Annotated in this window: 12 protein-coding genes; 6 read left to right on the top strand and 6 right to left on the bottom strand. The window is 73.0% G+C overall.

The genetic code is table 11. The features are described 5' to 3' along the window. Positions 1 to 122: 122 nt before the first annotated feature. From KBZ10_RS16990 to rarD, 5 genes are all read left to right on the top strand, one after another. Positions 123 to 1442 carry a sensor histidine kinase gene (locus KBZ10_RS16990; RefSeq protein WP_210988502.1) on the top strand — a complete coding sequence of 440 codons (1320 nt, stop codon included), beginning with the start codon at positions 123 to 125 and terminating at the stop codon, positions 1440 to 1442. Positions 1443 to 1665: 223 nt separating this feature from the next. Then, positions 1666 to 2325 carry a response regulator transcription factor gene (locus KBZ10_RS16985; RefSeq protein WP_210988569.1) on the top strand — a complete coding sequence of 220 codons (660 nt, stop codon included), beginning with the start codon at positions 1666 to 1668 and terminating at the stop codon, positions 2323 to 2325. A 595-nt stretch (positions 2326 to 2920) separates the two neighbouring features. Further along, positions 2921 to 4870: a 2-oxoacid:acceptor oxidoreductase subunit alpha gene (locus KBZ10_RS16980; RefSeq protein ID WP_210988501.1), complete on the top strand. Its 1950-nt coding sequence runs from the start codon at positions 2921 to 2923 to the stop codon at positions 4868 to 4870. Beyond that, entirely contained in the window at positions 4863 to 6002 is a 1140-nt protein-coding gene (locus KBZ10_RS16975) for a 2-oxoacid:ferredoxin oxidoreductase subunit beta (protein WP_210988500.1), read from the top strand. Before KBZ10_RS16980 ends, KBZ10_RS16975 begins: the two co-directional genes overlap by 8 nt. A gap of 252 nt (positions 6003 to 6254) precedes the next feature. Beyond that, positions 6255 to 7352, top strand: a complete 1098-nt coding sequence (gene rarD, locus KBZ10_RS16970) for an EamA family transporter RarD (RefSeq protein WP_374223365.1) — start codon at positions 6255 to 6257, stop codon at positions 7350 to 7352. Positions 7353 to 7546: 194 nt separating this feature from the next. Here rarD and KBZ10_RS16965 read toward each other — a convergent pair whose 3' ends face one another. From KBZ10_RS16965 to KBZ10_RS16955, 3 genes are all read right to left on the bottom strand, one after another. Beyond that, positions 7547 to 7957: an ester cyclase gene (locus KBZ10_RS16965; RefSeq protein ID WP_210988498.1), complete on the bottom strand. Its 411-nt coding sequence runs from the start codon at positions 7955 to 7957 to the stop codon at positions 7547 to 7549. Between the two features lie 102 nt (positions 7958 to 8059). After that, a complete protein-coding gene (locus KBZ10_RS16960) occupies positions 8060 to 8659 on the bottom strand; it encodes a Uma2 family endonuclease (protein WP_210988497.1) in 600 nt (199 codons plus the stop codon). Between the two features lie 150 nt (positions 8660 to 8809). Then, positions 8810 to 9472, bottom strand: coding sequence for an alpha-ketoglutarate-dependent dioxygenase AlkB (locus KBZ10_RS16955; RefSeq protein ID WP_210988496.1), 663 nt, complete (start codon positions 9470 to 9472; stop codon positions 8810 to 8812). Positions 9473 to 10091: 619 nt separating this feature from the next. On the opposite strand from KBZ10_RS16955, the gene KBZ10_RS16950 reads away from it, so the two are divergent. Further along, a complete protein-coding gene (locus KBZ10_RS16950) occupies positions 10092 to 11423 on the top strand; it encodes a M28 family peptidase (RefSeq protein WP_210988495.1) in 1332 nt (443 codons plus the stop codon). A 260-nt stretch (positions 11424 to 11683) separates the two neighbouring features. Here the strand turns inward: KBZ10_RS16950 and KBZ10_RS16945 are convergent, their stop codons facing one another. The 3 genes from KBZ10_RS16945 to KBZ10_RS16935 form a co-directional block, all read right to left on the bottom strand. Further along, positions 11684 to 12679: a sulfite exporter TauE/SafE family protein gene (locus KBZ10_RS16945; RefSeq protein ID WP_210988494.1), complete on the bottom strand. Its 996-nt coding sequence runs from the start codon at positions 12677 to 12679 to the stop codon at positions 11684 to 11686. After that, entirely contained in the window at positions 12676 to 13272 is a 597-nt protein-coding gene (locus KBZ10_RS16940) for a rhodanese-like domain-containing protein (protein WP_210988493.1), read from the bottom strand. The genes KBZ10_RS16945 and KBZ10_RS16940 overlap by 4 nt, the downstream gene beginning before the upstream one ends. 273 nt (positions 13273 to 13545) lie before the next feature. Then, positions 13546 to 14934, bottom strand: a complete 1389-nt coding sequence (locus tag KBZ10_RS16935; RefSeq protein ID WP_210988492.1) for a rhodanese-like domain-containing protein — start codon at positions 14932 to 14934, stop codon at positions 13546 to 13548. Positions 14935 to 15012 lie beyond the last annotated feature (78 nt).

The raw sequence follows: 15012 nt of genomic DNA, 5'->3' as shown, positions 1-15012 counted from the left end.
GGGAGACGCCGACGCGCTCCATGGCCCCGCCGGTCCCCGCCGCCGCAGCATGGAAGCACCCCATCCGGTGGACCGCGCGGCACGGGCCCGCGGCCACCACGGCAGAACGGACGGACGACACCATGGCCAGCGCGTTCGACGCACCGGAGACCCGTGTCCGCAGGCGGCTGCCGGCGGTGCTGCGCGCTCCGCTGGAGGGCCGGACCTGGCGGGAGTTCCTTCATCTGCTGCTGGGGCTGCCGATGGCGGCCGTGGCGTTCGTCTTCGCGGTGTCCATGACGGCCACGGCCCTGGGGCTGCTCGTCACCTTTCTCGGCATCCCCGTGCTCGCGGCCGCCCTCGCGGGCTGCCGCGCGCTGGGCGCGGCGGAGCGCGGCCGGGCACGGCTGCTGCTGGATCTGGACGTCGCCGCCCCGGCGCCGGTGCGGCCGGAGAAGCCGGGGCCGTTCGCGTGGGCGGGGGCCCTCCTCAGGAGCGGTGTGTCCTGGCGGCATCTGCTCTACGCCCTGGTGCACTTCCCGTGGGCGGTCTTCGCCTTCTCCGTCGCGGTCTTCCTGTGGGCGTACGGCTGGGCGCTGCTGCTCTACCCCGTCTGGTACCGGTTCCTGCCGGACAGCGCCGGGCAGTCGGGGATCCAGCTGTACGGCGACGGGCGCGGCAACACCCTGTACCTCGACAGCCCGTTCGAAATCCTCCTGACCGGCGCGGCCGGCCTGCTGGTCGTCCTGGTGACGCCGTGGGTGTTCCGCGGGCTGACGATGGTGGACCGGGCCCTGATCAGTGGTCTGCTGGGGCCCTCGCGGCTGGCCACCCGGGTCTCGGAGCTGGAGTCGGGCCGGGGGGCGGTCGCCGACACGGCCGCCGCGGACCTCCGCCGCATCGAACGCGACCTGCACGACGGAGCACAGGCCCGCCTCGTCGCCCTCGCCATGGACCTCGGCCTCGCCAGGGAGAAACTCCCCGAAGACCCCGAGGCCGCCGCCAAAATGGTCGACGAAGCCCACGGCGAAGTGAAAACCGCCCTCCGCGAACTCCGCGACCTCGCCCGCGGCATCCACCCCGCCATCCTCACCGACCGCGGACTCGGCCCCGCCCTCTCCCACCTCGCCGCCCGCTGCACCGTCCCCGTCACCGTCACCACCGACCTCCCCCACCGCCCCGCACCCGCCATCGAAGGCATCGCCTACTTCACCGCCTCCGAACTCCTCCAGAACATCAGCAAACACAGCCACGCCCACCACGCCACCCTCGACATCTGGCAAACCGGCGACCGCCTCATGCTCCACGTCACCGACGACGGCACCGGCGGCGCACACCCCGACAACGGCACCGGCCTCACCGGACTCACCGAACGACTCCACGCGGTCGACGGACTCCTCGCCCTCGACTCACCACCGGGCGGACCCACCTCGGTCACGGCCGAACTACCCTGGCGGGGCTGACCGGGGCAGCACGGCGGCGGGCCCCGCGGGGCCGATGCCCCCCGGGCCGGGGACCCGCGCCCCCTCGCTCCCTGCCGCTCCGCGTTCGCGGGGCGGCGGGCGCGCGCCCGCGTCCGGGAACTGGGATGCTGGTGCCGGCCGTCGGGGGATCGCGGAGTTGGGGGACCACAACGTGAATGACACGGACAGCGCGGCATGGGCGCGGGAGCAGGAGAACACCGGGGTGCGCGTGGTGATCGCCGAGGACTCGGTCCTGCTCCGGGAGGGCCTGACCCGGCTGCTCACCGACCGGGGCCACGAGGTCGTCGCGGGGGTGGGCGACGCGGAGGCCCTGCTCAAGGTCGTCGGGGAGCTGGCGGCCGGGGGGTCGCTGCCGGACGTGGTGGTCGCCGATGTGCGGATGCCGCCGACCCACACCGACGAGGGGGTGCGGGCGGCGGTGTCACTCCGCCGCGACCATCCGGGGCTGGGCGTGCTGGTGCTGTCGCAGTACGTGGAGGAGCAGTACGCGACCGAACTGCTGGCGGCGAGCAGCCGGGGTGTGGGCTATCTGCTCAAGGACCGGGTCGCCGAGGTGCGGGAGTTCATCGACGCGGTGGTGCGGGTCGCCGGGGGCGGCACCGCCCTGGACCCGGAGGTCGTTGCCCAGTTGCTGGGCCGCAGCCGCAAACAGGACGTGCTGGCGCACCTCACCCCGCGCGAGCGCGAGGTGCTGGGGCTGATGGCGGAAGGACGGACGAATTCGGCCATCGCACGGCAGCTGGTGGTGAGCGACGGCGCGATCGAGAAGCATGTGAGCAACATCTTCCTGAAACTCGGCCTCTCGCCGAGTGACGGGGATCACCGCCGGGTGCTGGCGGTACTCACCTATCTGAGGTCCTGACCGCCGCCCGGCCGGGCTGCCGCGGCCCTCCCGGAGGGGCCGGGCGGGCTCCCGGTACGCCCCCGGAGACCGTCCCCGGCGGTCCCGCCGGGTCCCGCCGGGTCCCGCCGGGTCCCGCCGGGTCCGGGCCGACGGGCTCCGGGGGCACGGCCGTGCCGGGCGGGGCGGGCCCGCCCGGCACGCCCGCACGGGCTGCGACCGGGGTGGAAGAGAGCCGGTCACCGTGGTGTTGGACCATGGGCCAGGCGGGCGGCGAAACGGTTCACCGCGCCCCGGCGACGGGTTACCGTCGGTACGCCCACTGGCCGGGGCCGGTTCGGGCACACCGCGGCCCCGGAGCCGGAGAGGGGCGAAACGGGACGGACGACAGCGGAAGGACGGAGGAACCGGCCATGGGCGCCACCGGAGAAAGCCCGGAAAGGCACGGGGGAATGGCGGAAATGACCAGTACTGACCTTTCATGTCCGTCTCATAATCAAGTCCACCATATGAACTATCCAGGGAAGGTCACCCTTACCCACGTAGAGTGGCCAGCGGGACGGCCGGCCGACGTGTCCGGATCCCGGAGTCGCCGCCTCAAGGGAGGTCCAGTTCAGTGACCAGCCAGGTCAGTAGCCCAGCCGAGCAGGACGGCGGGGCAGCCGCCGGGGACCACGCGCCCGGCACGTCCGGCGCGCCCGGCACGCCGGGCAAGGAAGTCCGCCGTCTCGACCGCGTGATCATCCGCTTCGCGGGCGACTCGGGCGACGGCATGCAGCTGACGGGGGACCGTTTCACCTCGGAGACCGCCTCCTTCGGCAACGACCTCTCCACGCTGCCCAACTTCCCCGCCGAGATCCGCGCCCCCGCCGGCACCCTGCCCGGCGTCTCCAGCTTCCAGCTGCACTTCGCCGATCACGACATCCTCACCCCGGGCGACGCGCCGAACGTCCTGGTGGCGATGAACCCGGCCGCGCTCAAGGCCAACCTCGCCGACGTGCCGCACGGCGCGGAGATCATCGTCAACACCGACGAGTTCACGAAGCGCGCCATGGCCAAGGTCGGCTACGCCACGAGCCCGCTGGAGGACGGCTCCCTGGCGGCGTACCGGGTCCACCCGGTACCGCTGACCACACTGACCGTCGAGGCCCTGAAGGGCTACGACCTCTCCCGCAAGGACGCCGGCCGCTCCAAGAACATGTTCGCGCTCGGCCTGCTGTCGTGGATGTACCACCGGCCGACCGAGGGCACCGAGCGCTTCCTGCGCAGCAAGTTCGCCAAGAAGCCGGAGCTCGCCGAGGCGAACGTCACGGCGTTCCGGGCGGGCTGGAACTTCGGCGAGACCACCGAGGACTTCGCGGTGTCCTACGAGGTGGCCCCGGCCGCCGCCGCGTTCCCCGCCGGCACGTACCGCAACATCTCCGGCAACCTCGCGCTGTCCTACGGGCTGATCGCCGCGTCTCAGCAGGCGGACCTCCCGCTCTACCTGGGCTCGTACCCGATCACCCCGGCCTCGGACATCCTGCACGAGCTGTCCAAGCACAAGAACTTCGGTGTGCGCACCTTCCAGGCCGAGGACGAGATCGCCGCCATCGGCGCGGCGCTCGGCGCGGCCTTCGGCGGGGCGCTGGCGGTGACCACCACCTCCGGCCCCGGTGTGGCGCTCAAGTCCGAGACCATCGGCCTCGCGGTCTCCCTGGAACTGCCGCTGCTGGTCGTCGACATCCAGCGCGGCGGCCCCTCCACCGGCCTGCCCACCAAGACCGAGCAGGCCGACCTGCTGCAGGCGATGTACGGCCGCAACGGCGAGGCCCCGGTGCCGGTCGTCGCCCCGGCGACCCCGGCGGACTGCTTCGACGCCGCCCTCGACGCCGCCCGGATCGCGCTCGCCTACCGCACCCCGGTCTTCCTGCTCTCCGACGGCTACCTCGCCAACGGCTCCGAGCCCTGGCGCATCCCCGAGGTCGAGGATCTGCCGGATCTCACCGTCCGCTTCGCCTCCGGCCCGAACCACGAACTCGCCGACGGCACCGAGGTGTACTGGCCCTACAAGCGCGACCCGCACACCCTCGCGCGCCCCTGGGCCGTCCCCGGCACCCCCGGCCTGGAACACCGCATCGGCGGCATCGAGAAGCAGGACGGCACGGGCAACATCTCCTACGACCCGGCCAACCACGACTTCATGGTCCGCACCCGCCAGGCCAAGGTCGACGGCATCGAGGTCCCGGACCTCACGGTCGACGACCCGTCCGGCGAGGCGAAGACGCTGGTCCTGGGCTGGGGCTCGACCTACGGGCCCGTCACGGCCGCGGTGCGCCGCGTCCGCGCGGAGGGCCGCCCGGTCGCCCAGGCCCATCTGCGCCACCTCAACCCCTTCCCGCGGAACCTGGGCGAGGTGCTGCGGCGGTACGACAAGGTGGTCGTACCCGAGATGAACCTCGGCCAGCTCGCCGCCCTGCTGCGGGCGAAGTACCTGGTCGACGCCCGCTCGTACAACCAGGTCAACGGGATGCCGTTCAAGGCCGAGCAGCTCGCCGGCGTGGTCAAGGAGGCCATCGATGACTGAGACAGTGGCGGAGGGGACGACCGCGGGGGCGCCGAACGGCGGGTCCGCCGCGCCGTTCGAGGCGCTCTCCCTGGTGCCCCGCGCCGAGGCGCCGCAGTCGATGAAGGACTTCAAGTCGGACCAGGAGGTCCGCTGGTGCCCCGGCTGCGGTGACTACGCCGTGCTGGCCGCCGTGCAGGGCTTCATGCCCGAGCTGGGGCTGGCCAGGGAGAACATCGTCTTCGTCTCCGGCATCGGCTGCTCCTCCCGCTTCCCGTACTACATGAACACCTACGGGATGCACTCGATCCACGGCCGCGCCCCCGCGATCGCGACCGGTCTCGCCTCCTCCCGGCGCGACCTGTCCGTCTGGGTCGTCACCGGCGACGGCGACGCGCTCTCCATCGGCGGCAACCACCTCATCCACGCGCTGCGCCGCAACGTCAACCTCAAGATCCTGCTGTTCAACAACCGGATCTACGGGCTGACCAAGGGCCAGTACAGCCCGACCTCCGAGCTCGGCAAGATCACGAAATCCACGCCGATGGGCTCGCTGGACGCGCCCTTCAACCCGGTGTCGCTCGCGATCGGCGCCGAGGCGTCCTTCGTCGCCCGCACGGTCGACTCCGACCGCAAGCACCTCACCGAGGTGCTGCGCCAGGCCGCGGCCCACCCGGGCACCGCGCTGGTGGAGATCTACCAGAACTGCAACATCTTCAACGACGGCGCCTTCGAGGTGCTGAAGGGCAAGCAGCAGGCGCAGGAAGCCGTCATCCGCCTCGAACACGGCCGGCCGATCCGCTTCGGCACCCCGTGGAGCGAGGAGGACGGCGGCGACGGCCTCGGCTCCAAGGGCGTCGTCCGCGACCAGGCCACCGGCGACCTGCTGGTCGTCGACGTGACGGCGGAGAACGCCGCCGCGGTCCTCGTCCACGACGCCCACGCCACGTCCCCGACCACGGCCTTCGCCCTCTCCCGGCTGGCCGACGCGGACACCCTGCACCACACGCCCATCGGCGTGCTCCGCAGCGTCGAGCGCCCGGTCTACGACACCCTCATGGCCGACCAGCTGGAGGCCGCCGTCGAGCGGCACGGCAAGGGGGACCTCTCCGCCCTCCTGCACGGCAACGACACCTGGACGGTCGCGGGCTGACCCGCCCGCCCCCAAGGGCTCCGCGCGGTAAGGGCTCCGCGGTAAGGGCCGCTGCTCCTGGGCAGCGGCCCTTACCGATGCCCGCACCCGTGCCCGCGCCGGGCCTCCGCCGCGCTCCGGTGGCGCTCGCCGCCGCACTCCGGCCACCCTCCCGTCATGACCATGGAGCGATACGGACATGACACGGCCCCCCTGGCGGCGTTACCGTCGTTGCCGTCGCCGCGCCGCCCCTGGAGGAACCCCTTGAAGCCGATGAGCGAGCACCGGACCGGGCTGGCCTACGGGTTCGCCGCCTACGGGATCTGGGGCCTCTTCCCGCTCTACTGGCCGCTGCTGGAACCGGCCGACGCGGTGGAGATCCTGGCCCACCGCATGGTGTGGTCCCTCGTCGTCGTGGGGCTCGTGCTGCTGGTGCTGCGCCGCTGGTCCTGGCTGCGGCCGCTGCTGCGGCAGCCCCGGCGGATCGGGCTGATCGCCCTGGCCGCCACCGCCATATCGGCCAACTGGGGCCTGTACATCTGGAGCGTCAACTCCGGCCACGTCGTCGAGGCCGCCCTCGGCTACTTCATCAACCCCCTGGTCAGCATCGCCTTCGGGGTCCTGCTGCTGCGCGAGCGGCTGCGGCCGGCGCAGTGGGCGGCCGTCGGTATCGGCGCCGGCGCGGTGCTCGTCCTCACCATCGGCTACGGCGAACTGCCCTGGATCGCCCTCTCCCTGGCTCTCTCCTTCGCTCTCTACGGCCTGGTCAAGAAGCACGTGGGCCTGGACGGCCTGGAGTCCCTGGCCGCCGAGACCTCGCTGCAGTTCCTGCCGGCCCTGGGCTTCCTGCTCTTCCTGGGCTCGCGCGGCGAGAGCACCTTCACCTCCGGCGGCACCGGGCACGCCCTGCTCCTGGTCAGCGCCGGCGCGGTCACCGCGCTCCCGCTGGTCTGCTTCGGCGGCGCCGCCGTCCGGCTGCCGCTGTCCACGATCGGCCTGCTGCAGTATCTGACGCCCACCGCCCAGTTCCTCCTGGGCGTCGCCGTCTTCCACGAGGAGATGCCGCCGGAGCGCTGGGCCGGCTTCTCCCTGGTCTGGCTGGCGCTGTCGGTGCTGACCTGGGACGCGCTCCGCACCGCGCACCGGACCCGGGGCGACCTGCGCCGGGCGGGCGTCGCGGCGGCGGAGAAGGCAGCGGCGGAGGCGGAAGCCGCGGCGGACGCGGCGGCGAGGGCCGGGACGGACACCGGGCCCGGCAGCGCGCCCGGCGGCGCGGAGCACCCCCGTACGGGGCTTCCGCCGGCGGGCCCCGTCGCGCGGGCCGGGACGGCCGCCGCCCGCGCGCAGGCCCAGGGGCCCGGGGGCTCCTGAGACCCGGGCGGCGGGCCGGGGCGCGGAAGGCGGCGGGCGGGACGCGAACGGACGACGGGCGGGATGCCGGCCGGATGCCTGCGGCGGTTACGAGCCCGGACCCCTCGGGCCCCGCCCAGGTCCCGTCACGGTCCCGTCCAGGCCCCGGCTCGGGGCAGGCCCCGCTCAGGGCCCCTCAGGTCCGTCCGGCCCTGTCAGCCGCCGAGCGCGCCGAGGCGGGTCATCATGCCGAGCACGTCGGAGACCACCCAGTACTCGGCGAAGCGGCGCCCCTCGGCACGGAAGATGTCGTGGCCGGTGAAGCTGATCCGGGTGCCGGGCGGGGCGGTGGCGCCGGGGATTCCGCCCCGGTAGGTGCCGTGGAAGGTCCAGCGGGCGGCGAGCCGGTCGCGGTCGATGACCGGGCCGAGGTCGAGGGTGGTGTTGATGTCGCCGAAGAGGGCGTGGGACTCGCGGATCGCGTCGACGGCGCCGTCCGGGCCGTGCACGTCGCGGTCGGGCCAGTGGCCGGTGAAGCCGGGGGTCAGGATCTCGGGCGCCAGATCGAAGTCGCCGCCCCAGAGATCCTGCAGCCAGTGCCGGTAGAGCTGTTCGAGATGGTCCATACGGTCCAGTCTGGGACGGCCGGGGGCCCGCGTCACCCCGGAGGACGCCGCAGGGACGGGTGGGCTCCGCGCGCCGGGGCGGGGGCGCCCCGGGCCCTGCCCTCAGTCGTCCAGGTCGTCCAGCAGCGCCGTGACGTCCAGGTCCACCGGGAACGCCCCACCGACCTCGACGGTCTGCTTGCCCGTGACCCGCTGGACCTCGCGGTAGGTGTCCCCGGAGAGCTCGTGCACCAGCACGGCCGGCTCCGGTTCGAGCTCGATCCGCCAGTAGGCGGGCACCTTGGCCTGGGCGTAGAGCGCGGGCTTGAGAATGCGGTCGGCCGCCCGGTTGTGCGGCGAGACGATCTCCGCCAGCAGCAGCACGGCCTCCAGGGGGACCGCGACGGTGTCCCGCCGGACGGCCGACCTGTCCACGACCACGATGTCGGGGATGAACAGCCGGGACTCACCGATCACGTTGAACGCCTCGGCCAGGAGGAAGGGGGCCCCGGCCACCGAGATGGCGTCATCGATACGGCGTGCGAGGCGCTTGGACGCGATCTGGTGCGCCCAGCTGGGCGCGGGGGACATCATCAGGACACCGTCCACCAACTCATAGCGGGCGCGTGCCGGGTGTTCGGGGAGGGCGAGGACTTCTTCCACGGTCCAGGGACCTTCGTGGTCGTCCACGCACTTGTGCTTCATGACGCTCATCGTCGTCATCACCGCCTCCTCGCGTGTCTCGGCAACAGCATCCCATGCAGGTCTGTACCCCGCCGGGTCTCGGCTTCCGGACACATCAGCGAGGGCGAAGCCGCAGGGAACGCCCGGACGGTGAGCGCGTGCCACGACGGCTTGACGCCCGCCGCCCGCTCAGTCCCCCGGCAGGCCGGTCTCGCGGAGGGTGATGTTGAGGCGGCCGGTGAGGCCGAGGGCCGGGTCGGCAGTGCCCGGCAGGGTCTTCGGGACGGCGTGGTACGCGAAGCGGGAGGGGCCGCCGAAGACGAACAGATCGCCGGAGGCCAGTTCGAGATCGGTGTACGGCCTGGTGCGGGTCTCCGTGGTGCCGAAGCGGAAGACGCAGGTGTCGCCGAGGGAGAGCGAGACGACCGGGGCGGCGGAGCGTTCGTCCTTGTCCTGGTGCATGCCCATGCGGGCCGTGGCGTCGTAGAAGTTGACCAGCGCGGTGTCGGGGGCGTACGCGGCTCCGGCCGCCGGGTCCCCGTAGGCGTCCGCCACGGCGCGGCGGCCCAGCTCCGCCAGCCAGTCCGGCATTGCGGCCACCCGGCCGCCGCCGGCGTCCACGGCGGTACGGGTGTAGCGGTACGGGGACCAGTGCCACCCCAGGCAGACCGTCTGCACGGACATGACTCCGCCGCGCGGCAGCCGGGTGTGCCGGATCGGCACCGGTCCGCGGGCCCACGCACGGCAGGCGGCGACCAGGCGGCGCCGGGTGTCCGGGTCCAGCCAGCCGGGGACGTGGACGGCGCCGGGCGCGATCTCCCGGCGGGCGGGCGGGAAGAGGCCGTCGGTCATGCGGCGGGCCTCCCCGCGGCCCTCTCGCGGGGCGCTCCCTCCCAGGGCGGTTCCTCCCGGGGGACGGTGCTCATGTGCGGCGGTTCCTCCTGCGGGCGGTGGGCGGGGCGCGGCCCGGCCGGCTCCCCGCGCCGTTCCGGCGGCCGGGTCACGGCCACGACCGGAGCGCGGCCGGAGCGCGGCCGGAGGGCCGCGTCCCCCGGTGTCCGAGGGGCGCCTCGTTCCTGCGGCTCCTCGCGCATCTTCGCCCATTTCCAGCTCGTGCTCCAGGCGCGCGGGGGTGCCCCGCTCAGGGATGCCGGTCCGCCCGCCCGGCTCCGCCGCGCCCGCCGAACCCCAGCCCCCCGCCCGGCTCCGCCCGGGACCGCCGTACCCGCCGTACCCGCCCCGGAAGCCGGCACGGCACCCGTACCGGCGCTGGCGAACGTCCGGTGAGCGTCCGATCTCCGAACACTCGGGTCCGGATTGCGTCTTGACGGGATGGCGGCACGGAGTCGACCATCATGCTCACGTCAATCGAACGTTCGGTGAACCTCCCGTCCCGCGCCCACCCAGCGCGGAGCGGCCCGCGCGGTCCGTCACCCAACCGTCCGCACTCCCGTCCGGAAACGGAGCCCCCATGCGCCTCACTCATCCGCACGCCGAGCACCGCCCCGCCCGAAGACAGCGTCCCCGCCTCCGACGGACCACCGTGGCCTCCGTCGCGTCGGCCGCCTCCGCTGCGGAGTCCGCGCCCCGGGCGTCCGCCGCCGCGGCCCCGGACATCTCGCTCTCCGCCGTCAAGGCGCACCTGACCGACCTGGAGTCGATAGCCTCCGCCAACGGGGGCAACCGCGCCCACGGCCGTCCGGGCTACAAGGCCGCCGTCGACCACCTCAAGGCGAAGCTCGACGCCGCCGGATACACCACCACCGTCCAGCAGTTCACCTCGAACGGATCCACCGGCTACAACCTCATCGCCGACTGGCCCGGCGGCGACACCGGCAACGTCCTCATGGCCGGGGCCCACCTCGACTCCGTCAGCAGCGGTGCCGGGATGAACGACAACGGCTCCGGTTCGGCGGCCGTCCTGGAGACCGCGCTCACCGTGGCGCGCGAGGGCCACCAGCCGGACCGGCATCTGCGCTTCGGCTGGTGGGGCGCCGAGGAGCTGGGCCTGGTCGGCTCCAACCACTACGTGCGCAATCTGACGAGCGCCCAGCGGTCCGCGATCGGCGGCTACCTCAACTTCGACATGATCGCCTCGCCGAACCCGGGCTACTTCGTCTACGACGACGATCCGGCCATCGAGACGGTCTTCAAGGACTTCTTCGCCGCCAAGGGGGTGCCGACGGAGATCGAGACCGAGGGCGACGGCCGTTCCGACCACGCCTCGTTCAAGAACTACGGCATCCCGGTCGGCGGTCTGTTCACCGGCGCGAGCCGCACCAAGACCTCGGCGCAGGCCCAGAAGTGGGGCGGCACGGCCGGGCAGTCGTTCGACAACTGCTACCACTCGTCCTGCGACACCATGGCGAACGTCAACGACACCGCCCTGGACCGCAACAGCGACGCCCTCGCCCACGCCGTCTGGACCCTCGGCGCGGACGGCGGCGGCACGGACCCCTCCGGCGTCTACGAGAACACCGCCGACGTCACCATCCCCGACGGCACCTCCGAGGCGGTCTCCGCCATCGAGGTGACCGGCCGCACGGGAAGCGCCCCGGCGGCGCTCAGGGTCGGGGTCGACATCAAGCACAGCTACCGGGGCGATCTGGTGATCGATCTGCTGGCCCCGGACGGCACCGCCTACCGGCTGAAGGACTCCGGCTGGGACAGCGCCGACAACGTGATCACGACCTACACGGCCGACGCCTCGGCCGAGACGGCGAACGGCACCTGGACGCTGCGGGTCCGGGACGTGTACAGCCAGGACACCGGCTACATCGACAGCTGGAAGCTCACCTTCTGAGCGGGGCGGGCGCCGGCCTCACCGGCGGCACCGGCGGCACGGGGCCGCCCTGCCGGGCTCCGGCGCCCGCTCGTACGCGCGGCCCGCGTCCGCCCGTACCGGTGGCCGGGAGACCGCCGGTACGGGCGGGTGTCCCGGCACACACGAGGCCCGCGGTGGCACGGTGCGTACCGTGCCACCGCGGGCTGTGCCGTGCTGCGGGCGGCCCTTCCGCGCTCCGGCGACCGGGCCTTGCGCCCGGGTGACCGGGCCGGAGGGCGTCAGGTCCGGGCCGAGCCGGTGCTGCCGGCCTGCTCCCGCTCGTGCCGTCCGGCCTCGGCGTCGGCGTCGCTCCGGGCGGCCTTCGCGTCCTCCCGGGCGGCGATGTCGCGCTCCGCCGGGCAGCCGGGGCCGTCCTGGCCGGCGGTACCGGCGGCGCAGCTCTTGCGCCGCAGGCCGAAGATCAGGAACGCCGCGAGGACGGCGACCGCGGCCCAGGTGATCGGGCTGGTCAGCAGCGTCTCCCGGAGGTCCGCGCTGAGCTGCTGGCCGAGGACGAAGACGCCCATGACGACCACGAACCAGCCGAAGCCCTTGCGGAGCGTGTCCTGCGGGATGCGGCCCGCGAGCCGTCCGCCGATCAGGCTGCCGACCACGGCCGTGGCGGTGACGATGCCCGCCAGGCCCCAGTCGATCTGCACGCTGGAGAGGTAGCCCGCCAGTCCGGCGAAGGACTTCATGGAGATCACCAGCAGCGAGGTGCCCACGGCGACGCCCATCGGGAGCCCGCCCAGCAGGGCCAGGGCCGGGACGATGAGGAAGCCGCCGCCGGCGCCGACGAGCCCGGTGACCAGGCCGACGACCACACCGTCCACCAGGACGTGCAGGATCGGCATCTCGTCGTGCTTGCTCTTGAGCTCCTTCTTGCGGCCCTTGAGCATGGCGACGGCCGTCGCGAGCATCATCAGGGCGAACGCGATGAGCAGCACGGTGCCCGGGATGAACTCGGCCAGCCGGCCGCCCGCGTAGGCACCGGTCATGCCCGCCACGCCGAACAGCAGTCCGGTGCGCCAGCGGACCCGGCCCGCACGGGCGTGCGACACGAGGCCGGCGAGCGAGGTGACGCCGACGACCAGCAGCGAGGTGGCGATGGCCGCCTTCGCCTCCATGCCGGCCAGGTAGATGAGGATCGGGACGGTGAGGATGGAACCGCCGCCACCGAGGATGCCGAGGCTGATCCCGATGAGCAGCGATCCCGCAATGACGAGTGCTATCACGCGCGGTCACCCCTCAGGGACTGGATGACGGTCTTGAGGTCCGTCTTGGGGCCGCGGTTGTAGGGGAGCTTGGAGAGCATCATGCCCATGGCGCAGGTGTTGCTGAGCGCCGCGAAGGTCAGGCCCGCGCCGACGAAGGTGCCGACCAGGTGCCAGCCCGGGAGGAAGATCCCGGCGATGCCGCTGATGAGGACGATGGAGCCGGCGACCAGCCGGACCTGGCGCTCCAGGTCCCAGCGGTCGGCTCCGCGGGCGACGTCGCCGCCGGAGGTCTCCCAGGCGACCATGCCGCCGTCGAGCACCCGCAGGTTGGGCAGGCCGGCCTCGGCCAGCGCCTGCTCGGCCTGGGCCGCGCGGCCGCCGGAGCGGCAGATCAGCACGACGTCCTCGTCCAGGTGCGACAGCAGCTCCTGGCGGTGCTCCTTGAGCGTGTCGAGGGGAACGTTGTAGGAACCGGGGATGTGGACGCTCTGGAACTCGCCCGGAGTCCGAACATCCAGCAGGCGGGGGCCTCCGCCGCCCCGGATCAGCGCCTGCAGGGCGCCCGGACCGAGCTTCGCGGTGGTGGTGTCGCCCGTGGAGTTGGGGCTCATGACTGGATCCTCACTGTTTCGGGGTCTGGATGCACTGGGGATGCACCGGGGTCATTGGGGTACTGACCGGTGGTTTCGGCTCCGGAGGTCTTCCGGGAGCGGGCACCCGGCCCCGGAGGGCCGGGTGCCCGCGGGCGGCTCGCCGGTAACAGGGGGCTTTGCGAGCCGGTGGGCTCCGGTGGCGGAGTCATCAGGGCAGGACCTCTCCGCCACCGGTACCCGGTACGGTCCGCGCCCCGGGGGGACGGGCACGGACCGCGCTGGGGGCCCGGGTCAGGAACGGGCCGCGGGCTCGGGCAGCAGCAGCCAGGCGCCGTAGCCGCCGAGCAGGTCGGAGACGTCCTCCATGCCGGCGTGCCGCAGCAGGCTGGCACCGATGGAGGAGCGGTGGCCGCCCGCGCAGTGGACGACGACCGGGCGGTCCGCCGGGATCTCGTCACGGCGCTTGGACAGCTCCGCCAGCGGGATGTGCAGGGAGCCCTCGATGTGGCCCTCCTCGCGCTCTCCGCCGCCGCGCACGTCCACGACCACCGGGGGCTGCTCGGAGGCGAGCACCTTGCGGAGCTCGTCCGCGGTGACCCGGCTGGCCTGGGTCATCTCCGCGGCCAGGCCGGGGAAGACGCCCTCCGGGTCGCGCAGGTAACCGGCCACGTGGTCGAAGCCGATCCGGGCGAGGCGGGTGACGAGCTCCTCCTCGCGGTCCTCCGGGGCCACGACGATGATCTCCGCGTCCGGGGCGACGACCGAGCCGGTCTGCTCGGCGAAGCGGCCGTCGGCGGGAACGTTGACGGAGCCGCGCAGGTGGCCCGCGGCGAACTCCTGCGGGTCGCGGCCGTCGACGATCACGGCCCCCGCGTCCCGGCGGGCCAGGAACTCCTCGGTGGAGAGGGAGGGCGCCGTGGTGGACGGGTCGAACAGGTCGTGCGCCTTGCGGTTGAGGATCGCGTCGTAGACGAAGTAGCCGGGGGCGGAGGGCTGGCCCGCCGTGACCACGGCCAGGAACTGGTCCTCGTCCATCGGGGCGCAGGCGTAGTTGGTCGCGCGCTGCTCGCCGATGGTGGACTGCCGCGCGGTGGAAAGGTTCTTGCCGCAGGCGGAGCCGGCGCCGTGGGCGGGGAAGACCCGCACCTCGTCCGGGAGGGCCATCAGCTTGTTGTGGACGCTGTCGTAGAGCATCCGGCCGAGCTCGTCGGCGGTGACGCCGATGGAGGCGAGCAGGTCCGGACGGCCGACGTCGCCGATGAAGAGCGCGTCACCGGTGAGGACGCCGTAGGCGACCTCGTCGTCGGCGTGCTCGTAGACCAGGACGCTGACGGACTCCGGGGTGTGGCCCGGGGTCTCCATGATCTCCAGGGTCACGTCACCGAGGCTGATGCGCTCGCCGTCGGTCAGCTTGCGGCTCTCGTACTCGGTCTCCGCGCGCTGCCCGTAGCCGATCCAGGCGCCGGTGCGGTCGGCGAGCTCCAGGTGGCCGGCGATGAAGTCGGCGTGGAAGTGGGTGTTGATGACGCCCACGATGGTGAGACCGCGGTCCTTGGCGTCGGCCACGTACTCGGAGACGTCGCGGCGGGGGTCGACGACGACGGCCTTGCCGGTGGTCTCGTCAGCGATCATGTACGAGGCCTGGGAGAGGCAGTCGAGGTAGTACTGGGCGAAGAACATACGGAGCCTCCGTGTCGGGATCTCTCGGACTCTCGGATACCTGGGGGGGTATATAAGAAGGTAAGCGATACCGGGCCG

This window comes from Streptomyces sp. F63, from assembly GCF_018070345.1.
GTDB lineage: Bacteria > Actinomycetota > Actinomycetes > Streptomycetales > Streptomycetaceae > Streptomyces.
Note: the sequence above shows the minus strand (reverse complement) of the source record. Positions and strands in the feature narration are given on the sequence as shown.

Coding starts and splice junctions, on each gene's coding strand:
- KBZ10_RS16990 (WP_210988502.1), top strand. CDS start 123: ATGGCCAGCGCGTTCGACGCACCGGAGACCCGTGTCCGCAGGCGGCTG.
- KBZ10_RS16975 (WP_210988500.1), top strand. CDS start 4,863: ATGACTGAGACAGTGGCGGAGGGGACGACCGCGGGGGCGCCGAACGGC.
- rarD (WP_374223365.1), top strand. CDS start 6,255: ATGAGCGAGCACCGGACCGGGCTGGCCTACGGGTTCGCCGCCTACGGG.
- KBZ10_RS16965 (WP_210988498.1), bottom strand. CDS start 7,957: ATGGACCATCTCGAACAGCTCTACCGGCACTGGCTGCAGGATCTCTGG.
- KBZ10_RS16960 (WP_210988497.1), bottom strand. CDS start 8,659: ATGACGACGATGAGCGTCATGAAGCACAAGTGCGTGGACGACCACGAA.
- KBZ10_RS16955 (WP_210988496.1), bottom strand. CDS start 9,472: ATGACCGACGGCCTCTTCCCGCCCGCCCGCCGGGAGATCGCGCCCGGC.
- KBZ10_RS16950 (WP_210988495.1), top strand. CDS start 10,092: ATGCGCCTCACTCATCCGCACGCCGAGCACCGCCCCGCCCGAAGACAG.
- KBZ10_RS16940 (WP_210988493.1), bottom strand. CDS start 13,272: ATGAGCCCCAACTCCACGGGCGACACCACCACCGCGAAGCTCGGTCCG.
- KBZ10_RS16935 (WP_210988492.1), bottom strand. CDS start 14,934: ATGTTCTTCGCCCAGTACTACCTCGACTGCCTCTCCCAGGCCTCGTAC.